Here is a 23,334-nt window from a genome sequence, read left to right as displayed (position 1 = left end):
GCTCAGGCAGCGGCCTTGGCAGCGTCCTTCAGCAGCTGAGCAACGCGCTCAGACGGCTGTGCGCCCTGGCTCAGCCAGTAGTTGACGCGTTCCTGATTGACCGACAGCTTGACTTCAGCGCCGGAAGCAACCGGGTTGAAGAAGCCAACGCGCTCAACGAAACGGCCGTCACGGGCGTTACGGCTGTTGGTCACGGTCAGGTGATAGAAAGGGCGCTTCTTGGAGCCGCCACGGGCAAGACGGATGGTTACCATGTGAACATCGTTCCTATAGTCGGTGCTGCAAATCTGAATGCCCAAATGGGCACAGGGTGCCCAAAAGGCCGCATATTCTCGGGGAATACACGGACATTTGCAAATGCCTTTTTCGGCGCGGGGCTACCACACCGTTCAGATCTGCCGGTTAAGCCGCGAATTTCGCGACATCGTTCCCGCCGAAGCGGGATTTCGGGAGAGCTGCCTATAGATAGAAGGCAACCTCCCAGAATCGAATTAGAGCTTCGGCATGCCGCCACCTGGCAGCATCCCGCCAAGGCCACGCATCATCTTGGCCATGCCGCCCTTGGCGGAAAATTTCTTCATCATCTTCTGCATCTGCTTGTGCTGCTTGATCAACCGACCGACGTCCTGCACCTGGGTGCCGGAGCCGAGGGCGATGCGGCGCTTGCGCGAACCGCTGATGATTTCCGGGTCGCGACGCTCGGCAGGGGTCATGGAGTCGATGATCGCTTCCATCTGCTTGAACTGCTTCTCGGCCGCACCCTGGGCATTGCCCATTTGCGACAGGTTGACCCCACCGATGCTCGGCAGCTTGTCCATCAGGCCGCCCAGGCCGCCCATGTTCTTCATCTGCTGCAGTTGGTCGCGGAAGTCTTCGAGGTCGAAGCCCTTGCCCTTCTTGAGCTTCTTGGCGAGTTTGTCGGCCTTGGCCTTGTCGATGTTCTGCTCGGCCTGTTCGATCAGGCTGAGCACGTCACCCATGCCCAGGATGCGCGAAGCGATACGGTCAGGGTGGAAGGGCTCGAGCGCTTCGGTCTTCTCGCCCATACCGATGAATTTGATCGGCTTGCCGGTGATCGCGCGAACCGACAGGGCTGCACCCCCACGGGCGTCACCGTCGACCTTGGTCAGCACCACACCGGTCAGCGGCAAGGCATCGCCGAAAGCCTTGGCGGTGTTGGCGGCGTCCTGGCCGGTCATGGCGTCGACCACGAACAGCGTCTCGACCGGCTTGACCGCGGCGTGCAGCGCCTTGATCTCGTCCATCATGTCGGCGTCGATGTGCAGACGACCTGCAGTGTCGACGATGACCACATCGATGTACTTGAGCTTGGCTTCGCGGATCGCCGCCTCGGCAATGGCCACAGGCTTCTGGCTGATGTCCGACGGGAAGAAGGTCACGCCGATGTCATTGGCGAGGGTTTCGAGCTGTTTGATCGCTGCCGGACGATAGACGTCGGCAGAGACCACCATCACGCTCTTTTTCTTGCGTTCTTTAAGGAAGCGCGCCAGCTTGCCGGCAGTGGTGGTCTTACCCGCACCTTGCAGACCGGCCATGAGCACCACGGCTGGTGGTGCGGCATTGAGCGCCAGGTCTTCGTTGGCCGCGCCCATCAGGCCTTCGAGTTCGGCCTGGACGATCTTCACGAACGCCTGGCCCGGGGTCAGGCTGCGCGACACTTCGGTGCCGACCGCGCGCTCTTTGACGCTGTTGACGAAATCCTTGACCACCGGCAGGGCGACGTCGGCCTCGAGCAGGGCCATGCGCACTTCGCGCAGCGTGTCCTTGATGTTGTCTTCGGTCAGCTTGGCCTTGCCGGTGACATGGCGCAGCGTCTGTGACAGGCGGTCGGTCAGGTTTTCGAACATGGTGATCCTTTCAGGCCCTAATGAAGCCGAGGTTTTTCAGGCGCCCAGGTGAATATGCACACGCGCTGGGCACAGCAAGGCGGCGATTATAGCGAAGAGCGAGGGCGGCGCACACCTGGGTGCTGACCACTGGGGTCCAGGTGACTTGTTCGCGGGCGAACCCGCGCCTACAAGGCCAGCGCCGGCCCTGTGGAATCTTGCAGATGGGGTAGGCCCTACCGTCTCCAGTCTTCCTAGAGCGGCGGGATCTATGCCAAACTCCGTCCCTTTAGGGCTTGCCTACCAGGACTTATGCTCTCTTCCCCCAGCCTCATCCCCAACCTGCTCGCCGCCGGCCTCTACATCGCCGCCGCTCTCTACCAAGGCAGTCGCCTGGCCCAGGGCAGCCGCGCCGACAAACGGCTGCTCGATCTGCTCGGTGCCCTTGCGGTCATTGCCCAGGGTAGCGCCCTGTTCTTCCAGCTGATCACCCCGCTGGGCCTTAGCCTCGACTTCTTCAGCGCCGCCAGTCTGATCGCCGTCGCGGTGATCGCGCTGACCTTGCTGGCCTGCCTGCGCATCCCGGTCGAAAACCTGCTCATGCTGCTGTTCCCGCTCGGCGCGGTGACCGCCCTGCTGGCCCAGTTCGCCCCGCCCGGCACCGTACCGCTGGTCAATGAGGAGCCTGGGATCCTGGCGCATATCCTGCTCTCGATCCTGGCCTATGGCTTGTTCACCATTGCCGTGTTCCAGGCCCTGCTGCTGCTGTTGCAGGACTACCAGCTCAAGCACAAGCATCCTTCCGGGCTGATCCGTAACTTCCCGCCCCTGCAAACCATGGAAAGCCTGCTGTTCGGCTTCCTCTGGGCCGGTTGGGGTCTGCTGTCGCTGTCGCTGGTGTCCGGCTGGCTGTTCCTGGACAACCTGTTCGCCCAGCATCTGGTGCACAAGACGCTGCTATCCTGTGTGGCCTGGGTGGTGTTCGGCCTGCTGCTGTGGGGACGCACCCGCCTGGGCTGGCGCGGCCACAAGGCGATTCGCTGGACCCTCGCCGGTTTCTGCCTGCTGATGCTGGCCTATTTCGGCAGCAAGCTGGTACGTGAATTCATCCTGCATATCTGACGACCGCCCATGGACACCCTGCCGTACGCTCCGCTATTCGGCACTCTGGCACTGGCGCTGCTCTGGTCGGCGCTATTCACCGCCGTCGACGCGGCCCGCCAGCAATTGAACGGCCATCAGCGCCCTGCTGACAGCGCCGAGCCCGCACTGCCCGCCCAAGCCGTGGTGCTCTGCGCAGGCCTCGGCAAGCTGCTGGTGCTTGGCCTGGCCTGCCTGATCGGCCAGCGCTACAACGGCGAACACGGCTTCTGGCTGGCGGGCCTTGCCGCAAGCGGCGCCCTGTTGGTCTTGGCCGAGTACCTGCCAAGGCGCGCCGCCCGACGCAACCCGCACGCCTTCCTCAACCTCGGCCCCCTGCTCAGATGGCCTCTGCTCGCATTGCAACCGATGGCCTGCGTGCTCGACGGCTGCGCCAAGTTGATCCTTCGCCCATTGCGCGCGCAACCCGCCGCCGTGGCATTGCACCCACAGGAGCACGATGATTTCGACGAACCAGAGCCCTACGAAGCACCACGCCAAGGGCTGCTCGAAGGGCTGCAATCCCTAGACAAGATCACCGTCAACGACATCCTGGTGCCCCGCAACGAGGTGGACGGCATCAACCTGGACGACTCGCTCGAGCAGATCGCTGAACAACTGATCGTCAGCCGCCATACCCGCCTGCCGGTCTACCACAGTGATATCAACCAGGTCGAAGCCATCCTCAATACCAAGCTGATCAGCCATCTGCTGCCCCATGGCGAGCTGACCCTCCAGGCGCTGCGCGCGGCCTGCTACGAACCCTACTTCGTTCCCGAGAGCACTCCGCTGCAACGGCAGTTGCTGAACTTCCACAAGCAGCAGAGACGCCTGGGCGTGGTGGTGGACGAGTACGGAGAGGTCCAAGGCATCGTCACCTTGGAGGACATCCTCGAGGAGATCGTCGGCGAGTTCGAGGATGAGCACTCGCTGGAAAACCCGCACGTCCACCCCCTGGCCGACGGCCGCTACGTGATCGAAGGCACCGCCTCGCTGCGCGAAATAAACCGCAGTCTGGGGTGGCACCTGCCCTGCGACGGTGGCCCGAAGACCCTCAACGGGCTGGTCACCGAGGCGCTGGAAAGCATTCCGGAAAGCGCTGTATGCCTGAAGATTGGCCGCTATCGCCTGGAAATCCTCGAAACAGAGGACAATTGCGCCAGCAAGGTACTGGTGTGGACCGTGACCCGATAGCTATACTCCGGTCACGCTTACCCAGCCCTGCCGTCCCGCCTGCTACCCGCTTCCGGCACCACACGGCCGGTGCGCTCCACTGACACGCCCCGCGGTCCTGCTTCGACACCCAGAACAGCCCGCTCCCGTCCCTACCCTTGGGCTATCGTCGGTCGAGCGACTCACACTATGACGCTCCGGCGCCCGCACGCCCATGCCTGCCTGGCAGGGAGCGACCCGCCCATAGGGAGCAATGACTGTCAGGGACCTACAACATGACTATCAGCAGTACCTGCGCCGACACCTCGGCAGCCCCCGTCAATTCCCCCGCCCGTGTGGCCACCGCCAGCTTCATCGGCACCGCCATCGAATTCTACGACTTCTACGTCTACGCCACCGCCGCCGCGCTGGTGATCGGCCCGGTGTTCTTCCCGTCGGGTTCGGGCACCGCGCAGATGCTCGCGGCCTTTCTGACCTTCGGTATCGCCTTCCTCGCCCGCCCGCTGGGTTCGGCACTGTTCGGCCATTTCGGCGACCGTATCGGCCGCAAATCCACCTTGGTCGCCTCGTTGCTGCTGATGGGCGTTTCGACCACCCTGATCGGGGTTCTTCCGGGCTATGACAGCATCGGCGTCTGGGCGCCGATCATCCTTTGCCTGCTGCGCTTCGGCCAAGGCCTGGGCCTGGGCGGCGAATGGGGCGGGGCGGCACTGTTGGCCACCGAAAACGCCCCTGAAGGCAAGCGTGCCTGGTTCGGCATGTTCCCGCAGCTTGGCCCCTCCATCGGTTTTCTGGCGGCCAATGGGCTGTTCCTGACCCTGGCGCTGGTGCTCAGCGACGAGCAATTCCGTGACTGGGGCTGGCGCATTCCGTTCCTGCTCAGCGCCGCGCTGGTGATCGTCGGCCTGTACGTGCGACTGAAGCTCGAGGAGAGCCCGGTATTCGCCAAAGCCGTGGCACGCCACGAGCGGGTGAAGCTGCCGGTGGTCGATCTGTTCGCCAAGTACTGGCTGCCCACCTTGCTGGGCGCGGCGGCGATGGTTGTGTGCTACGCGCTGTTCTATATCTCCACGGTGTTCTCCCTGAGCTACGGGGTCTCGACCCTGGGCTACAGCCGCGAGAGCTTCCTGGGCATGCTGTGCTTTGCCGTGGTGTTCATGGCCTTGGCCACGCCGCTGTCGGCCTGGCTGAGCGATCGCTATGGACGCAAGCCGGTGCTGATCGTCGGCGGCCTGCTGGCGGTTGCATCGGGATTCACCATGGAGCCGCTGCTGACCTCAGGCTCGACCACCGGCGTTGCGCTGTTTTTGGCCATCGAGCTGTTCCTGATGGGCGTGACCTTCGCACCGATGGGGGCATTGCTGCCTGAGCTGTTCCCGACCCATGTGCGCTACACCGGCGCCTCGGCAGCCTACAACCTCGGCGGCATCGTCGGCGCCTCAGCGGCACCGTTCTTTGCCCAACAGTTGGTCAGCATGGGGGGATTGAGCTGGGTGGGCGGCTATGTGTCGGTAGCCGCGGTGATCAGCCTGATCGCCGTCTTGTGCCTGAAAGAGACACGCAATACAGAGCTGTAAGTGGGGAGCGGCAAGCTTCAAGCGGCAAGAAAAAGCCAAAGCCTGCGCGGATTTGCTTTTTCTTGCAGCTTGAGGCTTGAGGCTTATGGCTTAAAATTCGACCGTGACCGCCTGGGCAGCCCGGGTCGCTTTGGCCCGCGCCGCTTCGATCGACTCGTCACGCGCCAGGCATACGCCCATGCGACGTTGGCCATTGATTTCCGGCTTGCCGAACAGGCGGATGGCGGTATCGGGCTCGCTCAGGGCCGCACCCAGGTTGGCGAAGGTGGTCTGCTGTGACCGGCCTTCAGGCAAGATTACCGCCGAAGCCGACGGACCGAACTGACGCACTACCGGGATCGGCAGACCCAGAATCGCGCGAGCATGCAAGGCGAATTGCGAGAGGTCCTGGGAAATCAGGGTCACCAGCCCGGTATCGTGGGGACGCGGCGAGACTTCGCTGAACCACACTTGGTCACCCTTGACGAACAGCTCCACGCCGAACAGACCACGACCGCCCAGGGCGTCAGTGACCGCCTGAGCCACGCGCTGGGACTCGGCCAGGGCCTTCGGGCTCATGGCCTGTGGCTGCCAGGATTCCTGATAGTCGCCCTTCTCCTGACGGTGACCGACCGGTGCGAGGAAGGTGGTGCCGCCTACATGACGCACGGTCAACAGGGTGATTTCGTATTCGAAATCGATGAAACCTTCGATGATCACCCGGCCTTTGCCGGCGCGGCCGCCTTCCTGGGCATAGTCCCAGGCCTTCTGCAGATCGGCATCGCTGCGCAGCAGGCTTTGCCCCTTGCCCGAGGAACTCATCACCGGCTTGACCACGCAGGGGTAGCCCAGGTCGGCGACGGCCTTGGCGTAGTCTTCGAAGGTATCGGCGAAATGGTAGGGCGAGGTCGGCAGGTCCAGCTCTTCGGCGGCCAGCCGGCGAATGCCCTCACGGTTCATGGTCAGCTGGGTGGCGCGGGCGGTGGGAACGACATTGAAGCCTTCGTTCTCCAGCTCGACCAGGGTCGCGGTGGCGATGGCTTCGATCTCAGGGACGATGTAGTGCGGCTTTTCGGCTTCGATCACCGCACGCAGGGCAACGCCATCGAGCATGTTGATGACGTGGCTGCGGTGCGCGACCTGCATGGCGGGAGCATTGGCGTAGCGGTCCACGGCGATGACTTCGACACCCAGACGCTGCAGCTCGATCACCACTTCCTTGCCCAGCTCGCCGCAGCCACACAGCAGTACACGGGTCGCGGTGGGCGACAATGGGGTTCCGATACGGGTCATTTCAGGTCCTCGAAGGCGTCCGGGGCTGCGCCGGATTGGCTGCTGCCCGCTGAAAAAGGACCGATATTCTACACCCGCCGAGGCATTCCGGGGCCGCTGCGCAACCCCGATCACATCACCCTGCGACGACCTCGCGTCGGGCGCGCCAGGCCATGGCCAGCCACACGGCAGTGACGCCGGCAAACTTGGACGCCAGAGCCGTACCGATCACTGCCGGGGTCAGGGCGCCGATCATGCCGAAGAAGATGAAGGTGTCCACCGGAATGCTCAGGGCCGAGCTGAGCCATAGACGGTCACGCAACGGCCGACGGGTGATGCTGAACACCAGCCAGTCGATCAGCTCGGAGACGAAGAACGCGGTCGCACTGGCCAGGGCAATGGCAGGCTCCGAGGTGACATAGGACAGCACCAACGCCGCCAGCATGGCCAACAACGCGCCATGACCATAGCGGGTCTGCACCATGTCGCGCAGGATGAACACCAGCCCACCCCAGGCGGACCAGATCACATCCAGGTGCGGAGCACTGGAAAAGGCGTAGTTGATCAGCACTACGCTACTGATATAGGCAATGAGATAGAACATGGGATCACGCGTTGGGCAAGCGGCACAGAATACTTGATTTTGGAGTCAACTACAGCCCCGACCCGATGATCAAGCCTGACGCCACCGCCCGCTCGTGGCACAGCACCAGCACCTGACGGCGCTCGTCGTTGCTCATGCGCGACCAGCGGGTGATCTCGCTCACCGTGCGCTGGCAACCGACGCAGATGTCCTGCTCGTCCAGCGCACAGACATTGACGCACGGCGAGGCGACCGGGCGTTCGGCGTTCTGCATGTCAGTCATCCTGGGGGGCCAGCTCGCGCGCGTAGCGCTCGGCATTATGGACATAATGTGCGGCGCTGGCTTCGAGCATGCGCTTCTGCGCCTCGGTCAACTCGCGCACCACCTTGCCTGGCGAACCCATGACCAGCGAGCCGTCCGGAATTTCCTTGCCCTCAGGAATCAGTGCGTTGGCGCCGATGATGCAATGCTTGCCGATGCGCGCGCCATTGAGAATCACGGCATTGATACCGATCAGGCTGTGATCGCCCACCGTGCAGCCATGGAGCATCGCGTTATGGCCGACGGTCACGCCCTTGCCGAGGGTCAGCGGCGAGCCCATGTCGGTGTGCATCACCGTGCCATCCTGGACGTTGCTGCCTTCGCCGATGTCGATCAGTTCGTTGTCGCCGCGCAGCACCGCGCCGAACCAGACACTGGCCCCGGCCTGCAGGCGCACCTTGCCTATCAGGGTGGCATTGGGGGCGGCCCAACTGGTGGGATGGGTCTCGACCCGCAGGTCGCCCAGGCGGTATTTCATGTCTTGCTCCTCACGGTTGAAGGCAGATGGCGGGTTGGGCCCCGCTCAGATCTGGGTATAGCGCTCAGGGGGCTGGTGCAGGCTGATGCCAGCGTCGAACAGCACATTGACCAGTTCGACGATCATGATCGCCGACAACCCCCAGATCTTGTACTCGCCGTAGCGGTAGGCCGGCACGTACCAACTGCGCCCTTGGTAGTCGATACGGTGGGTATGGTCGCGCGGGTCCTGGCGGAAAAACGCCAGCGGAACCGTGAACACGGCGGCGATCTCCGCGTCGTTGGCACGGTATTCGACATAATCGGGGATGATCCCGACGAATGGCGTCACTTTAAGGCCATGCAGGGAGATCACCGGGCTCAGCGGACCGATGACTTCCACCAGTCCCGGCGGCAGACCGATTTCCTCCTCGGCCTCGCGCAGGGCGGTGAACACCAGGTCCGGATCCTCCGGGTCGCGTCTACCACCGGGGAAGGCCACCTCGCCTCCATGGGTGGAAAGCCCTTTGGCCCGCAGGGTCAGCACCAGCTCGGGCTCTTCGCTACGCGTGATGGGCAAGAGCACCGCCGCCTCGGGGAAACGCCGGTCGGTTTCCAGTGACGTGGGGGTGTGATTGCTCATTCGGCGAAGAAGCTCGTCCAGCATTGCACTCTCTCGATTCCAAGGCCTGCCCTGCATGATGCACCAAAGCCGTGAAGCACCCAAGCCCCGCCAGCAGGCCGCTTGCGCAGCGCAGGGCCGGCACGCCAAGATAGCTGCAGATAAAGGGAAGAACAGCATGAAATTCTGCAGCGCGTGCGGCCAGGCGGTCATTCAGCGGATCCCCGAGGGCGACAGCCGCCTGCGGTATGTCTGCGAGCATTGCCATACCATTCATTACCAGAACCCCAACATAGTTGCTGGCGTGCTCCCCACCTGGGGCAGCCAAGTGCTCCTCTGTCGACGGGCGATCGAACCGCGCCGGGGGTTCTGGACGCTGCCCGCCGGGTTCATGGAGAACGGTGAAACCCTCGATGCGGCCGCCCGACGCGAAACCGTCGAGGAGGCCTGCGCCCGGGTCGGGCAGATGAGCCTGTACCAGTTGTTCGACCTGCCTCACATCGACCAGGTACATGTATTCTTCCGCGCCGAGCTGGCTGACCTGGATTTTGCCGTTGGCGTCGAGAGCCTGGAGGTGCGCTTGTTCGAGGAACATGAAATTCCCTGGAACGAGTTGGCTTTCCGCACCGTCGTACGGACACTAGAATGCTATTATCGCGACCGCATCGGGCAGCACTACCCCGTAGGCCATGAGTACCTGCCGCCGATGAACGTCTCGTCGTCCACCACTTAGCTCTCAGGGATACGGTTTCATGCGTTGGTTGCTTGCCCTTTTCTGCCTTTCCGTTGCATCGGTGTCCCAGGCCGCCTTCACCGAGACCATCATTCGCAAGCCTGTCGAACCGTCTGCGGTCGCCAACCAACCGCTGATCGACAAGGTCCTGGTGATCAAGTCCGAGCGCCGCCTGCAACTGATCAGCCGTGGCGAGCCACTCAAGACCTACCGCATCTCCCTGGGCAAGCAACCCAAAGGCACCAAAGAGCGCGAAGGCGACAGCAAGACGCCCGAAGGCCTGTACTGGCTTGACTGGCGCAAGGTCAGTGACCGCTTCAACCTGGCCATGCACATTTCCTACCCGAACATCAGCGATGCCGCCCGCGCCCGCCGCGAGGGCGTGAGCCCAGGCGGCATGATCATGATCCATGGCACGCCGATCAACGAGGACTACCCGGAGTGGTACTTCCATACCCTGGACTGGACCGAAGGCTGCATCGCCATGCGCAACAATGACATGCGCGAGGTCTGGGACATGGTCAAGGACGGGACCTTGATCGAGATCCGTCCCTGATTCCTACAATTCGATTAACTTTGTAGGAAATTACACACATTAAACCCACCCCCACCTGACGCCCAGATGGGTACGGGACCGCATCCAAACGGTAAGTCGGATTCTTAGAATCCCCGCAAAAAAGCACATACGTGCAGCCATTGCGGGGCTTCTCCATGTCGACTTCCTTGCGTCGCTTCGCCAGGCCAATACTGGCCAGCCTGGCCCTTGCCTTGATGGTCCACCCAACTGCGTGGGCCAACGATCCCGCCACCTCGCAACTACGCGAGCAACAACGCACCCTGCAGCTTCAAGAACGCCGGCAGCGCCTCGAGCGATGGCAACGCCGTCGTCAGCCAGGCCCGGTACGGGTCGACCCTGCCCCACCTACTCGCGCAGATTCACACTGCTGGCCCACCGCCGGGTTACGCCTGAGCGGGAACCGAGTGCTATCGAATCAGCAGCTGGAAGCGGTCCTGCGTCCCCTGTGGCGCCCTTGCCTGAGCGTCGACGACGTCAACACGCTGCTCAGGGCCATCACCGACAGCTACGTCCAGGCAGGTTATCCGGCCAGCCGCCCTTACCTGGCGCATCGGCCCCAGGCCGGCAAGCCACTGGCTATCGTCATCGTCGAAGGCTTCGTCGAATCCATCGAACTGGCCGGTACCGACCTGCCGCTTTCCTTGCGAGGCGCCTTTCCCGACCTGCTCGGTCAGCCCTTGTACCTGCCCGCACTCGAGCAAGGCCTGGACCAGCTCAATCGCCTGCGGGCCTACGACTTGAACGCCGACCTGCTACCGGGCGAGATCCAAAGTGGTACACGCGTGGTCATCCAGCCGCGCCGCACCGGTTCGCGCTGGCACCTGGACAGCCGCCTGGACAACCGTGGCAGTGACCTGACCGGTCGTCATCGCCTCAACCTTGGGTTGGGACTGGACAGCCCACTGGGCTTGAACGACGACCTACGCCTGGGCGTGGCCTCGACCGTGTTCGACGCCCCCGGCCAAAGCCAAGGTGTGAACCTCTATTACAGCGTGCCCTACGGCCCGTGGAGCCTGGCCGTGAACGCCAGCTGGATGCGTTATCGCGCTCCCCTGCCACAACGGCGTCAGGTCAGCACCGGCGAAAGCCATCTCCAGGGCCTGAGCGTGGAACGCCTGCTATGGCGCAACAGCCAAGGGATGTTGAGTGCGCTCGCCCGACTGGACCGCAAGCAACTGGTCAACCGCATTCAACACACGGCGATCGCGCAGCAAAGCCCGACGCTGACCACCTTCGAGGCCGGCCTCAACCTGCTGTGGCTCGAAGGGGGACTGTGGAACGCCTATGTGGGCGTGTCCCAGAACCTGGACTGGTTTGGCGCCGAGCATTCACTGCTGCCCTCGGAAAGGGCTGCGCAAACGCATTGGCGCAAGTACCGGGCCAGCTTCGTGCATTTGCGCCAGGGGCCTGCGCAATGGCCCTGGCGTTGGCAGAGCGAGTTGAACCTTCAGTACAGCGAGCAACCGCTTCCGGCGATCGAGCAATTGCTGCTTAGCGACGACGCCGCCGTTCGCGGCTGGCGTCAGGACACGGTCGCCGGTGCCAGCGGCGCGGTCTGGCGCAACACCTTCAGCCAGCCCCTGCCCTTCTCCCGGACATTGGAGATACGCCCTCACCTGGGCCTGGACCTGGGCTGGACCCGCTTCACCCCCGCCAGCGCTCCCCAACGGATCGCAGGGGGCGCCCTGGGTGTAGTGCTAGGGCCTCCCGCCAATCACCTGCGCCTGGACTATCAACGAGCCCTGTACGCCAGCGAACGCAACCGCCGCTCGCTGGAACCTGGCCTCTGGGTCCTGGAGTGGACCCTTAGTCTCTGATCACACAACAAAAGAGAAAAAACAGTGACCCTTACTACCCACCCCCACTCGGTGAGCCCGGATGTCTTGCGCTGGGCCATTTTCATCGCCCTGGTGACATGCTCCTGCGCCGTGGCCGCAGATGGCCTGCAACCAACCACCGGGCCCGGCGGTACGCCGGTCGTCAACAATAACCACGGCGTACCGGTGATCGACATCGTCGCCCCTAACGCCCGCGGCCTGTCCCACAATCAGTTCCTCGACTACAACGTCGCCAAGCCCGGCGTGGTGCTCAACAACGCCTTGCGGCCTGGCCAATCACAACTGGTCGGAGCCCTGAACGCCAATCCACAATTCCAGGGCCAGGCCGCGTCGACCATCCTCAACGAAGTCGTCAGCCGCAACGCCTCGCTGATCGAGGGACCGCAGGAGATTTTCGGTCGCGCCGCCGACTACATCCTGGCCAACCCCAACGGCATCACCCTCAATGGCGGCAGCTTCATCAACACCACACGTGCCGGACTGCTGGTCGGCACGCCGGACATCCAGGATCAACAGATCCGCTTTCTCGATACCCTGAACGCCAGCGGTACCCTGCAGGTGCTCGAAGGCGGACAATCCAACCGCGAGGCGGCGCTGGAGCTGATCGCCCCACGCATCGATCAGCACGGGGCGCTCGATGCCCGCACAGATCTGAACCTGACTGTCGGGCGAAATCGCATCGATGCCCAGGACGGGCAAATCATTCAGCACCTGCCCAGCGCCCCGGCCAGCATCGATGCCAGCCTGTTCGGCGCCATGCGTGCCGGGCGCATCCGGGTGGTAAGCACTGCCGAAGGTGCAGGTGTACGCGTGGGCCCTTCCCCATTGAGCGCGGATAATGGCATCAGCGTCCGTTCTTCAGGCACCCTGCACGTCAGCGGCACCGCCGATGAACGTGCGCGTCTGCGCACCGAGCAGGGTGAACTGGCGTTGACCGCAGCTGGCGACCTGACGCTCGACGCCGTCGAGGCCAAAGCCGGGCGTATCGAATTCACCGCCGGCAACAAATTGACCCTGGACGCCAAGACTCGGGAAAGCCTCCAGCGCGATCACGAACAATGGAACAACAAGTTCCTCTTCGTCACCACCGAGACCTACAACCGCGAGCGCACCACCACCGACCGTCAGCAACAAGGGACACTGCTGCACGCCGACGAAGGGATCGCACTGCAATCAGGCGATGACATGCGCCTGGTGGCGGCGGACCTTCGAACCCGAGGCGAGCTGAGGCTCGACAGCGCGGCCAAGCTCGATGTCGAAGCCGGCATCGACAGTCAACGGATCGAAGAACAGGTGCGCCACCGCAAGCACCTGTGGCGCGGCGACAGCGATACCGACCGCTACAAGGAAACCGCCAACGCCAGCCAGCTGGAAGGCGGACGCATCGTGATGACCGCCGGCGATACGCTCAAGGTGCAGGGCAGCCGCCTGCAAAGCCAGGGCGACACCCTATTCAAGGCCGGTCAGGTGAGCGTGACCACGACCACCCTGCAGGACACAGGCACACAACGCGACTATCGGGGCGATCTGGTCTCCGGCGCCTTCTTCGGTTCACGCGATGGCAACGAACGCCAGGGTCAGACGGTGGCCGGCAGCGAGCTCAAGGTAGGAGGCGATCTCGACATCATCGCCGATCAGGTCACGGTCAAGGGCAGTACCTTGAGCAGCCAGGGCGATTCGGTCCTGTTCAGCGAAAAGGGCCTGCTGGCCATCGAGGCCGATCGCAACCGCATCACCACGACCGAGCACGAGCGCGACAGCAAGCTGTTTGGCCTGTTCGGTAGCGACCAGACACGCACCACGCGCCAGGAGCAAGCAATCGTCAGCGACCTGAACGCCACCAGCGACCTGCGCCTGGCCAGTGCTGAAGAGATGCGCCTGATCGGCGCCAAGGCCACGGCAGGCAAAACGCTGCAGGTGCAGGCCAAGGGCGACCTGCTGATCGCCAGCGCGCAAGCCCAGACCCACAGCGAAACCCAGCAGGTACAGCGCGGGCTGAAAGCCAGCGCCCGCCAGACCCAGGATGCCCAGGACGGTAAGGCGGATTCGCGCCAGTTCGAAGCGAGCCTGGGGTACCAGGTCACCAACACCCAACAGCAGGCCGATCAGACGATGCAGACACCCAGTGAACTCAAAGGGGCAACGGTAAGCCTCGACAGCGGCGCTCACCTAAAGGTCGATGGCTCCAGGGCCCAGGCCACCGCCGGCACGCTCACCGCCCAGGGCGCGAGAATCTCCCTCGGCGCAACGCACGATTCCGTCCGATCGACCACCGAAAAGACCCGCAGCGAAGGAGGCCTCACAGTCTCGGGTGGCATCGACCGGCTGGGCAGCGCCACGACAGGCCAGCGTCGCCAGAACACCACCGTCGAAAACGACAGCACGGCCGTGCGCAGCGAACTGCTGGCCAAGGGCGATCTGACGCTCTCTACCGCATACCTTGCCAGCGACGCGGCCCGGGTGGAGGCAGGCGGGACCTTGCAGGTCAACGCAGGGCAGATCGACAACCGGGCCGTTGAAGACCTCAAAGAGCGCAAGCAGGATGCCACCGACTGGCGCGCCGGCCTTGGCGCCAGCTTGGAATACCGCGACCTGACCCGGCCCATCGAGCGCCTGGTCCAAGGCGAGGAGGCTGCGCGCTTCCAACAAGCCTCGGTCGAGGATGCCCTGGCCGCCCCCAGCATCGGCGGCGACCTGACTGTCGAGCACATCAAGCGCCTGGAAAACCAGCGACGAGGCTATGCACAGGTCAGCGAATTCACCGGTGCCTCTCTCCAGGTCAAGGCCGACCGGATCGAGGACCAAGGCACTCAATGGCGAGCCACTGCCGGCACGCTGAAGATCGACGCCGGGCGCCATCAACTGAAAGCGGCCAGCGATTCCCAGTCCGACACCCTCCAGCGCCTGGATGCCGGGGGCGACCTACGCGTGGACACCAGTACCGGGCAGGACATCAATGGCCGCGGCGCAGGTAAGGGAGGCTCTGTGGATAAAACGCAAACCCAGCTCACCGCACGCCCTGGCGGGCTGTTCGGCCAACAAGGCGTCCAGATCCAGCTCGCAGGCCCGGGCCTCTATGAAGGCACGCGGGTCGATGCAGGCAACGGCGCCTTCAGCGCCCAGAGTACCGGCAGCTTGACCTTTGCCGCCGCCACCGACAGCACATCCAAGCAATCGCTCCAGCTCACCGGCAACGCCTGGCTCAAGGGCGGCAATCGCCCCGGCAGCACAGGCCTTGAGGGGCGTGGCTATCTTGACCGCGAGCGCGAGCAACGCCAATCGGGTAACGCCCACGTCGCGCAGATCGACGCCAAAGGCGACGTCATCCTCAAAAGCGGCGGCGACCTGCTGCTCGAAGGCACCCGTATCGGCAGCCGGGAGGCGCCCACAGGCGAGGTCCGCCTGGACAGCGATGGCTTGCTGCAGATCAAGGCCGCCCGCAATACCCAAACGGCCAGTGGCGGCAAGATCGGTGGAGGCCTGGAACTGGCCGCCAAGACGGGTAACAGCAAGGGGGGCGCCCTGGGCGGCCACTTCACCCATGCAAAACTGGATGAAGACGCCAACCAAGCGGTCGACGCGCGCATCGACACTCGCGCAGAAGTGCACATGAGCAGCCGCGCCCGCGAGGACGTCGCCCTGCACGCGCAAGGTCTGCAGGTCTCGGCCACGCGGCTCGATCTGCAGACGCCCAATGGCGGCCTGCTGCTAGAGGCTTCAGGCAACCAGGACAAGCGCAGTAACCTGGACATCACCGGCGGCGCCGGCCTGCCCCTCAGCCGAGGCGAACTCGACAGCCGCGGCCTGTATGGCCGGATCAAGCTCGACCTCGATAAACGCGACAACCAGACCTGGAATGCCAACACCCTACGCGCAGACCACATCAACCTGTACACCCAGGGCGATGCCCGCTTCGAAGGTACCAGCCTGGGAGCCGGACGTATCCAGGGTTCGGTTGGCGGCGACCTGTTGCTGGCCAGTCGCAAGGACCGCATCGATACCCTGACCGTCGGGGTAGATGCGCGCTTGAGCCAAGAGAAGAACCCACAAAGCTATACCAACGCGGCCAAAGCCCTGGCGGGCCCGGCATCAGGCAAAGTCGGCAATAAGACCAGCTCCGCCCTGAGCCAGGCCGAGCCCGGCTTGTCCCCTACCTTCAAGCTGGACCTGTCCCATCAACAGCGCGACACCGTGGCCCATCAAGCCACCTTCAAGGGCACCGACGGCATCGCCCTCAAGATCGGTGGCGATGCGAAGCTGGTGGGTGCGCGCTTGCTGTCGGCAAACGGCTCTGTCGAGCTGGATGCAGCCTCCGTCACCCGCCAAACCCTCTCGGGCACCGACTACCGTCGAGATGTCTCGATCGACGCGTCCAACTCGCCGGTCGACCTGGGGACAGCCATCGCCGAGCTGGCCAAGGACAAAGGCGCGGCCGAGGGCGACAACCCACTGGATCTGGGCCTGGTACGCACCAGTGGACACAACCGCACGGAGCAATGGGCCTCGCACATCGAGCAGAAGCGCCGCTAGGCCAACCGTGGCACGAGCAGGCATGCCTGCTCGTTTTCGAGGGCAAGGCCATCCATCACACATCTTGAAAACCAATCCTGGCCGTGACGAACGGGTTTCGGCGACCCTTTCATGGTTTTGCCAAAAAATCGTCATACTTTGCGTTCAAAGTCGCGGTCTTCCTTCCACTCAGCAACGCAAGGACACCCTGATGAGTCGAGAAAGCGGCGATAACCTTGATCGCAACTCCAGCGGCAACCTGCCCATGGCCAGTGTCATGGATGCCTACCTGAGCCGGCGCAGCGTCATGCGCGGCAGCTTGGGGGCGGCCATCGCGCTGATCGCAGGGGCAGGCCTGACCGGCTGCCTGGGCAGTGGCGCCAACCAAGGCACGCCCGCTCCGGCCCGTCCCGCCACTCCCAGGCCCAGACTGGGGTTCCAGTCGATCCCCGGCTCGCGTACCGATGGCTGCGCCGTGGCCGCCGGCTACAGCGCCTATGTACTGGCGCCCTGGGGCACACCGTTGAACAGCAAGGCCAGCCCCTGGAAAGCCGACGGCAGTAACACATCCACAGATCAGGCCAACGCCATGGGCATGCACCACGACGGCATGCACTTCTTTCCCATCGGTGGCAGTTCCGACGATGGCCTGCTGGCAATCAACTTCGAATACATCGACCCTGCCGCGCTGCACCCGAACGGCCCGACCACCTCTGCCAATGGCAAGCGCCCGGCCGAAGAAGTGCGCAAGGAAATCAACGCCCACGGCGCCGGCGTGGTTCGCCTGCGCAAACTCAACGGGCGCTGGCAGGTGGTCGACAATGACCCGCTCAACCGCCGCTTCACCACCGCCTCGCTGATGGAGATCGCCGGCCCTCTGCGCGGCAGCGAGCACGTCAAGACCCGATTCTCGCCCACCGGCACCCAGTGCCGTGGCACCAACAACAACTGCGGTAACGGCTATACACCCTGGGGCACTTACCTCACGTGCGAGGAGAACTGGCCCGGCATCTTCGTCAACAAGGGCACCCGCCCTGCCGACCAAGTGCGCATCGGCGTGGCCACCTCGAGCGGCCAGTACGGCTGGGAGAGCGCCGCAGGTGACCGCAGCGAAGCCAACGACGAGTTCGCCCGCTTCGACATCACCCCTCGCGGCGCCAGTGCCACCGAGGACTACCGCAACGAAGCCAGCACTTACGGCTACATCGTCGAGATCGACCCGTACGACGCCCGCACGCGCGCCGTAAAACGCACCGCGCTGGGCCGGTTCCGCCACGAGGGCTGCTGTCCTGGCCTGGCGGTAGCCGGCAAGCCGCTGGTCTGGTACATGGGCGACGACTCCAACAATGAATACCTGTACAAGTTCGTCTCTGACGCTGTCTGGGACCCTGCCGACGCCAACCCGAGCGATCGACTGGCCACCGGCGCCAAGTACCTGGACCACGGCAAGCTCTACGTGGCGCGCTTCGATGCCGACGGCACCGGCCACTGGCTGTTGCTCGCCCCCGGCACAGCCACCACCGGCGGCAGCACCTTGGGTGCGCTGTACGGCGACCTGGCCGGGATCATTCTCAATACCCGGGGTGCTGGCGATGCCGTGGGCGCAACGCCCATGGACCGCCCGGAGTGGACGGCGGTCAATCCCCTCAATGGTGACGTCTATGTCACCCTGACCAACAACAGCGAACGCACACCGGCCACGGTCGATGCGGCCAACCCACGCGGCCCGAACCGCCACGGCCACATCATCCGTTGGCACGACAGCGACGATCAGCGCAGCTTCACCTGGGACATCTTCGTCTTTGGCGCCAATGCCGATGGCGGTGCCGACATCAATCGTTCGGGCCTGACCGAACTGAACCAGTTCGCCAGCCCCGATGGAATGAGTTTCGATAGCCGCGGTGTGCTGTGGTTCGAGACCGACAACAGCGAATCGAGCGTGACCCGCTATACCAACGACCAGTTGCTCGCGGTGATCCCCACCGATCTGGTGGACGCAAACGGCAGGCAAGTGCCGATCGATGCCCGCAACCAGGCAGACTTGCGCCGCTTCTTCGTCGGGCCGAACGGCTGCGAAGTGACTGGCATCACCTTCACTCCCGACAACAAGACGTTGTTCGTCAACATCCAGCATCCGGCCAACTGGCCCCGCAGCGACATCGCTACCGACGCCACCCCCACGGGCAGCCGCGTGCGGCCTCGGTCGTCGACCGTGGTGATTCAACGCAAGGATGGAGGAGAGATCGGCATCGGCTGATGCCTGTAGAAAGGGCCGCTACGCGTCCCATCGCAAGCGTCGAGCGCGCTGCGATGGGCTGCATAGCGGCCCCTGGGATATCACACGAACGGGATCAGAACTCGGCGAGCCGCCAGACCTCGTAGGCTGGCGTCTCGTACGGGTGGCTCGCCTTGAGCGCGGCGACGACTTGGGCGATCAACTCATCCGCCACCACCAGCTCGACCTTCCACTCCTCCACCTGCTCGACCTGACCGGTCTGCCCGAGGTACGGCTGGCTGCCGTCCAACGGGCGGAACTGGCCCAGGCCCTGCGTCTGCCAGGCACAGTGGTCATAGTCGCCGATGCGTCCGCCGCCTGCGGCGAACACAGCGGCCTTGACCACTTCCACATGGCTCGGCGGCACGAAGAAGGCGAGCTTGTACACGTTTAGTTCACCCAGACGCGCGCATTGCGGAACATGCGCATCCAGGCGCCGTCTTCCTGCCACTCGTCCGGACGCCAGGAGTTCTGCACGGCACGGAATACACGCTCAGGGTGCGGCATCATGATGGTCACGCGACCGTCGCGGCTGGTGAGGCCGGTGATGCCGCGCGGCGAGCCGTTCGGGTTGGCCGGGTAGGCCTCGGTGACCTTGCCGTGGTTGTCGACAAAGCGCAGGGCCACGCAACCGGACAGGTCCGCTTCCAACAGGGCTTCCTCGCTGGCGAACTCGGCATGGCCTTCACCGTGGGCGATGGCGATCGGCATGTGCGAACCGGCCATGCCCTGCAGGAAGATCGAGTTGGACTTCTGCACCTCGACCATCGCCACCCGCGCCTCGAACTGCTCCGAACGGTTGCGCACGAAGTGCGGCCAGTACTCGGTGCCCGGGATGAGTTCGTGCAGGTTGGACATCATCTGGCAACCATTGCACACGCCCAGGGCGAAGCTGTCGTTACGCTCGAAGAACGCCTGGAAGGCTTCACGGGCACGGCTGTTGAACAGCGCCGACTTGGCCCAGCCTTCACCGGCGCCCAACACGTCACCGTAGGAGAAGCCACCGCAGGCCACCAGGCCCTTGAACTCGGCGAAGTCGACACGACCGGCGAGAATGTCGCTCATGTGCACATCGATGGCGGCAAAGCCTGCGCGGTCGAAGGCAGCAGCCATCTCGACCTGGCCGTTGACGCCCTGCTCGCGCAGGATGGCCACTTGCGGGCGCACGCCCTTCTTGATGTACGGCGCTGCGATGTCGTCGTTGACGTCGAAGCCCAGCTTGACCGACAGGCCTGGGTTTTCTTCTTCCAGCAGGACGTCGTATTCCTGGTCGGCGCAATCGGCGTTGTCACGCAGGCGCTGGATCTGGTAGCTGGTCTCGGCCCACTGGCGCTGCAGCAGACGACGCTGGTCGTCGAACAGCACTTCGCCATTGAGGCTGATGGACACTTCGCCGTTGTTGACCGGCTTACCGATCACCGCGACGCAGTCGCCCAGGCCAGCGGCGCTGAACTGTGCCAGCACGTCCGGGGTGGCGTCCTGGCGAACCTGGATGACCGCGCCCAGCTCTTCGTTGAAGAGAATGGCCGGTACGTCGCCTTTGCTGTCGGTCAGCGGATCGAGTTGCAGGTCCAGACCGCAGTGGCCAGCGAAGGCCATCTCCAGCACGGTGGTCAGCAGGCCGCCGTCGGAACGGTCGTGGTAGGCCAGCAGGTGGCCGTCGGCGTTCAGGCCCTGAACCACTGCGAAGAAGGCCTTAAGATCCTCTGGGTCGTCGACGTCCGGTGCCTGGGCGCCGAGCTTGCCGAAGGTCTGGGCCAGGATCGAGGCGCCCATGCGGTTCTTGCCGCGGCCCAGGTCGATCAGGATCAGGTCGGTCTCGCCCTTGTCCATGCGCAGTTGCGGCGTCAGGGTGTCACGGATGTCGACCACCGGTGCGAAGCCGCTGACGATCAGCGACATCGGTGCGGTGACGCTCTTCTCGACGCCGTCCTCGCTCCATTTGGTCTTCATCGACATGGAGTCCTTGCCCACCGGAATGGTAAGGCCCAGTTCAGGGCACAGCTCCATGCCGACGGCCTTGACGGTGTCGTACAGGCGGGCGTCTTCACCCGGGTGCCCAGCCGCGGACATCCAGTTGGCCGACAGTTTGATGTCGGAGAGTTTCTCGATACGGGCACCGGCCAGGTTGGTCAGTACTTCGCCGATGGCCATACGGCCAGAGGCTGGGGCATCGAGCAGGGCCAGCGGGGTGCGCTCGCCCATGGCCATGGCTTCGCCGGTGTAGACGTCGAAGCTGGTGGCGGTGACGGCGCAGTCGGCCACCGGGACCTGCCACGGGCCGACCATCTGATCGCGGGCGACCAGGCCGGTGATGGTGCGGTCGCCGATGGTGATCAGGAAGCTCTTGCTGGCAACGGCCGGGTGGTGCAGGACGCGCTCGACGGCGTTGTCCAGGTCCAGCGTGCTCGGGTCGAAGTCATCGCCCAGCTCGGCTTCACGGGTGACCGAGCGGTGCATGCGCGGCGGCTTGCCGAGCAGCACATCCAGCGGCATGTCCACCGGGGTGTTGTCGAAATGGCTGTCGGTGACGGTGAGGTGTTTCTCCTCGGTGGCTTCGCCGACCACGGCGAACGGGCAGCGCTCGCGCTCGCAGATGGCCTTGAAGCGCTCGAAGTCCTCGGCGCTGACCGCAAGCACGTAACGTTCCTGGGACTCGTTGCTCCAGATCTCGTGCGGGGCCATGCCCGGCTCGTCGTTGGGCACGTTGCGCAGTTCGAAACGCCCACCGCGACCACCGTCGTTGACCAGTTCAGGGAAGGCGTTGGAAATACCACCGGCGCCGACGTCATGGATGAAGGCGATCGGGTTCTTGTCGCCCAGTTGCCAGCAGCGGTCGATGACCTCCTGGCAACGGCGTTCCATTTCCGGGTTTTCGCGCTGTACCGAGGCGAAGTCCAGGTCGGCGGAGCTGGCGCCGGTGGCAACCGACGAAGCCGCGCCGCCACCCAGGCCGATCAGCATGGCCGGGCCGCCGAGCACGATCAGCTTGGCGCCGACAGTGATTTCGCCCTTCTGCACGTGGTCTTCACGGATGTTGCCCATACCGCCGGCGAGCATGATCGGCTTGTGGTAGCCGCGCACTTCTTCACCGCGCGGGGTGTCGATGGCCTGCTCGAAGGTACGGAAGTAGCCGGTCAGGGCCGGACGGCCGAACTCGTTGTTGAATGCGGCGCCGCCCAGGGGGCCTTCGACCATGATGTCGAGAGCGTCGACGATACGGCCCGGCTTGCCATAGGCCTGCTCCCACGGCTGTTCGAAGCCAGGGATGCGCAGGTTGGAAACGGTGAAGCCGGTCAGGCCGGCCTTGGGCTTGGCCCCACGACCGGTGGCGCCTTCGTCGCGGATCTCGCCGCCGGAGCCGGTGGAGGCGCCGGAGAACGGGGCGATGGCGGTCGGGTGGTTGTGGGTCTCGACCTTCATCAGGATATGCACCGGCTCCTGGACCGCGCCGTACTGGCGGGTTTCAGGATTCGGGAAGAAGCGGCCCGCCACGTGGCCGACGATGACCGAGGCGTTGTCCTTGTACGCGGACAGCACGCCTTCGCTGTGCATCTGGTAGGTGTTCTTGATCATGCCGAACAGGCTCTTTTCCTGAGCCTGGCCGTCGATGTCCCAACTGGCGTTGAAGATCTTGTGGCGGCAGTGTTCGGAGTTGGCCTGGGCGAACATCATCAGCTCGATGTCGTTCGGGTTGCGCTTGAGGCCCTGGAAGGCATTGACCAGGTAGTCGATCTCGTCTTCGGCCAGGGCCAGGCCCAGGTCGACGTTGGCCTGGGCCAGTGCGGCACGGCCACCGCCGAGAATGTCCACGGAGGTCATCGGCTTGGGCTGGGCGTGGCTGAACAGGTCCGCTGCGTCCTCCAGACGGGCCAGCACGCGCTGGGTCATGCGGTCGTGCAGCTCGGCGGCGATCAGCGCGACGTCGGCATCGGACAGCTCCCCGGCGACGTAGTAGGCGATACCGCGCTCCAGGCGCTGGATGCTCTGCAGGCCGCAGTTATGGGCGATGTCACTGGCCTTGCTGGCCCAGGGCGAGATGGTGCCCAAGCGCGGGACCACCAGGAACAGGCGACCGGCCGGCTCCTGGACCGGAACGCTCGGACCGTACTTGAGCAGACGCCCCAGCACCTGCTGCTGGTCGGCGGTCAGCTCGCCATCGACATCGGCGAAGTGGGCGAATTCGGCATACAAACCAGTAACAGCGGGGACTTTCTGGCTCAGTTGCTCGAGTAACTTACCGTGGCGGAAGGCAGAAAGGGCAGGAGCGCCGCGCAGGATCAACATCGTCGGGACAGCCTCAGGAAGGGGTGTGCTTAGAGGCCGTGCATTCTAGCCTAATTCGCAGACTTTCGGCACCCGCTCTAAGCCAATGCTGCCGGGCGGCGGAACCGGACTTCGGGGTCAGAAATATCGCTTCAAGCGGCAAGC

At 64.2% G+C, this 23,334-nt stretch carries 17 protein-coding genes; 8 read left to right on the top strand and 9 right to left on the bottom strand.

Annotation, left to right across the window (positions count from 1 at the left end; all coding sequences use genetic code 11):
- Positions 1-2: 2 nt before the first annotated feature.
- Both rpsP and ffh read right to left on the bottom strand, forming a co-directional pair.
- Positions 3-254: a 30S ribosomal protein S16 gene (gene rpsP, locus AB1N67_RS05175; RefSeq protein ID WP_043212455.1), complete on the bottom strand. Its 252-nt coding sequence runs from the start codon at positions 252-254 to the stop codon at positions 3-5.
- 237 nt (positions 255-491) lie between these two features.
- Positions 492-1,868 (bottom strand): signal recognition particle protein, encoded by a 1,377-nt coding sequence (gene ffh, locus AB1N67_RS05170; RefSeq protein ID WP_043212452.1) that lies wholly within the window; start codon positions 1,866-1,868, stop codon positions 492-494.
- Positions 1,869-2,159: 291 nt separating this feature from the next.
- Here ffh and AB1N67_RS05165 point away from each other — a divergent pair, with 291 nt between their 5' ends.
- From AB1N67_RS05165 to AB1N67_RS05155, 3 genes are all read left to right on the top strand, one after another.
- Entirely contained in the window at positions 2,160-2,969 is an 810-nt protein-coding gene (locus AB1N67_RS05165; protein WP_367863584.1) for an inner membrane protein YpjD, read from the top strand.
- Positions 2,970-2,978: 9 nt separating this feature from the next.
- Entirely contained in the window at positions 2,979-4,181 is a 1,203-nt protein-coding gene (locus tag AB1N67_RS05160) for a transporter associated domain-containing protein (RefSeq protein ID WP_367863583.1), read from the top strand.
- A 254-nt stretch (positions 4,182-4,435) separates the two neighbouring features.
- The gene (locus AB1N67_RS05155; protein WP_090346717.1) at positions 4,436-5,737 is read left to right on the top strand and encodes an MFS transporter; all 1,302 of its coding nucleotides are present in this window, start codon (positions 4,436-4,438) and stop codon (positions 5,735-5,737) included.
- 90 nt (positions 5,738-5,827) lie between these two features.
- Here AB1N67_RS05155 and purT read toward each other — a convergent pair whose 3' ends face one another.
- The 5 genes from purT to AB1N67_RS05130 all read right to left on the bottom strand — a co-directional run bounded on the left by purT (position 5,828) and on the right by AB1N67_RS05130 (position 9,016).
- Positions 5,828-7,009 carry a formate-dependent phosphoribosylglycinamide formyltransferase gene (gene purT / locus AB1N67_RS05150; protein WP_043212445.1) on the bottom strand — a complete coding sequence of 394 codons (1,182 nt, stop codon included), beginning with the start codon at positions 7,007-7,009 and terminating at the stop codon, positions 5,828-5,830.
- Positions 7,010-7,124: 115 nt separating this feature from the next.
- Positions 7,125-7,592, bottom strand: a complete 468-nt coding sequence (locus AB1N67_RS05145; RefSeq protein ID WP_043212443.1) for a VUT family protein — start codon at positions 7,590-7,592, stop codon at positions 7,125-7,127.
- 49 nt (positions 7,593-7,641) lie between these two features.
- Positions 7,642-7,845 (bottom strand): DUF1289 domain-containing protein, encoded by a 204-nt coding sequence (locus AB1N67_RS05140; RefSeq protein WP_090346714.1) that lies wholly within the window; start codon positions 7,843-7,845, stop codon positions 7,642-7,644.
- 1 nt (position 7,846) lies between these two features.
- Positions 7,847-8,371, bottom strand: coding sequence for a gamma carbonic anhydrase family protein (locus AB1N67_RS05135; RefSeq protein ID WP_090346712.1), 525 nt, complete (start codon positions 8,369-8,371; stop codon positions 7,847-7,849).
- A gap of 45 nt (positions 8,372-8,416) precedes the next feature.
- Positions 8,417-9,016, bottom strand: coding sequence for a CoA pyrophosphatase (locus AB1N67_RS05130; protein ID WP_070574714.1), 600 nt, complete (start codon positions 9,014-9,016; stop codon positions 8,417-8,419).
- Between the two features lie 133 nt (positions 9,017-9,149).
- On the opposite strand from AB1N67_RS05130, the gene AB1N67_RS05125 reads away from it, so the two are divergent.
- The 5 genes from AB1N67_RS05125 to AB1N67_RS05105 all read left to right on the top strand — a co-directional run bounded on the left by AB1N67_RS05125 (position 9,150) and on the right by AB1N67_RS05105 (position 18,885).
- A complete protein-coding gene (locus tag AB1N67_RS05125; protein ID WP_043212441.1) occupies positions 9,150-9,704 on the top strand; it encodes an NUDIX hydrolase in 555 nt (184 codons plus the stop codon).
- 19 nt (positions 9,705-9,723) lie between these two features.
- A complete protein-coding gene (locus tag AB1N67_RS05120; RefSeq protein WP_043212440.1) occupies positions 9,724-10,260 on the top strand; it encodes a murein L,D-transpeptidase family protein in 537 nt (178 codons plus the stop codon).
- A 215-nt stretch (positions 10,261-10,475) separates the two neighbouring features.
- Entirely contained in the window at positions 10,476-12,098 is a 1,623-nt protein-coding gene (locus AB1N67_RS05115; protein WP_232092118.1) for a ShlB/FhaC/HecB family hemolysin secretion/activation protein, read from the top strand.
- A 24-nt stretch (positions 12,099-12,122) separates the two neighbouring features.
- The gene (locus AB1N67_RS05110; protein ID WP_367863582.1) at positions 12,123-16,649 is read left to right on the top strand and encodes a hemagglutinin repeat-containing protein; all 4,527 of its coding nucleotides are present in this window, start codon (positions 12,123-12,125) and stop codon (positions 16,647-16,649) included.
- A gap of 190 nt (positions 16,650-16,839) precedes the next feature.
- On the top strand, positions 16,840-18,885 hold the full coding sequence (locus AB1N67_RS05105; protein WP_317847836.1) for a PhoX family phosphatase: 2,046 nt from the start codon (positions 16,840-16,842) through the stop codon (positions 18,883-18,885).
- Between the two features lie 94 nt (positions 18,886-18,979).
- Here AB1N67_RS05105 and AB1N67_RS05100 read toward each other — a convergent pair whose 3' ends face one another.
- Positions 18,980-19,291 (bottom strand): YqfO family protein, encoded by a 312-nt coding sequence (locus AB1N67_RS05100; protein ID WP_043212432.1) that lies wholly within the window; start codon positions 19,289-19,291, stop codon positions 18,980-18,982.
- Positions 19,292-19,293: 2 nt separating this feature from the next.
- Positions 19,294-23,190, bottom strand: coding sequence for a phosphoribosylformylglycinamidine synthase (purL, locus tag AB1N67_RS05095; RefSeq protein WP_043212430.1), 3,897 nt, complete (start codon positions 23,188-23,190; stop codon positions 19,294-19,296).
- Positions 23,191-23,334: the final 144 nt, after the last annotated feature.

This window comes from Pseudomonas guariconensis (genome assembly GCF_040822035.1).
Taxonomy (GTDB): Bacteria; Pseudomonadota; Gammaproteobacteria; order Pseudomonadales; family Pseudomonadaceae; genus Aquipseudomonas; species Aquipseudomonas guariconensis.
The sequence above is the reverse complement of the archived record's forward strand: the minus strand, read 5'-3'. Positions and strand labels throughout refer to the sequence as shown.

What these genes read in the sequence shown, in the direction of transcription:
- purL (WP_043212430.1), bottom strand. Translation starts at nt 23,190, where the DNA reads ATGTTGATCCTGCGCGGCGCTCCTGCCCTTTCTGCCTTCCGCCACGGT.
- AB1N67_RS05125 (WP_043212441.1), top strand. Translation starts at nt 9,150, where the DNA reads ATGAAATTCTGCAGCGCGTGCGGCCAGGCGGTCATTCAGCGGATCCCC.
- AB1N67_RS05145 (WP_043212443.1), bottom strand. Translation starts at nt 7,592, where the DNA reads ATGTTCTATCTCATTGCCTATATCAGTAGCGTAGTGCTGATCAACTAC.
- purT (WP_043212445.1), bottom strand. Translation starts at nt 7,009, where the DNA reads ATGACCCGTATCGGAACCCCATTGTCGCCCACCGCGACCCGTGTACTG.
- ffh (WP_043212452.1), bottom strand. Translation starts at nt 1,868, where the DNA reads ATGTTCGAAAACCTGACCGACCGCCTGTCACAGACGCTGCGCCATGTC.
- AB1N67_RS05160 (WP_367863583.1), top strand. Translation starts at nt 2,979, where the DNA reads ATGGACACCCTGCCGTACGCTCCGCTATTCGGCACTCTGGCACTGGCG.
- AB1N67_RS05135 (WP_090346712.1), bottom strand. Translation starts at nt 8,371, where the DNA reads ATGAAATACCGCCTGGGCGACCTGCGGGTCGAGACCCATCCCACCAGT.
- AB1N67_RS05165 (WP_367863584.1), top strand. Translation starts at nt 2,160, where the DNA reads ATGCTCTCTTCCCCCAGCCTCATCCCCAACCTGCTCGCCGCCGGCCTC.
- AB1N67_RS05105 (WP_317847836.1), top strand. Translation starts at nt 16,840, where the DNA reads ATGAGTCGAGAAAGCGGCGATAACCTTGATCGCAACTCCAGCGGCAAC.
- AB1N67_RS05120 (WP_043212440.1), top strand. Translation starts at nt 9,724, where the DNA reads ATGCGTTGGTTGCTTGCCCTTTTCTGCCTTTCCGTTGCATCGGTGTCC.
- AB1N67_RS05140 (WP_090346714.1), bottom strand. Translation starts at nt 7,845, where the DNA reads ATGCAGAACGCCGAACGCCCGGTCGCCTCGCCGTGCGTCAATGTCTGT.
- AB1N67_RS05115 (WP_232092118.1), top strand. Translation starts at nt 10,476, where the DNA reads ATGGTCCACCCAACTGCGTGGGCCAACGATCCCGCCACCTCGCAACTA.
- AB1N67_RS05155 (WP_090346717.1), top strand. Translation starts at nt 4,436, where the DNA reads ATGACTATCAGCAGTACCTGCGCCGACACCTCGGCAGCCCCCGTCAAT.
- AB1N67_RS05130 (WP_070574714.1), bottom strand. Translation starts at nt 9,016, where the DNA reads ATGCTGGACGAGCTTCTTCGCCGAATGAGCAATCACACCCCCACGTCA.
- rpsP (WP_043212455.1), bottom strand. Translation starts at nt 254, where the DNA reads ATGGTAACCATCCGTCTTGCCCGTGGCGGCTCCAAGAAGCGCCCTTTC.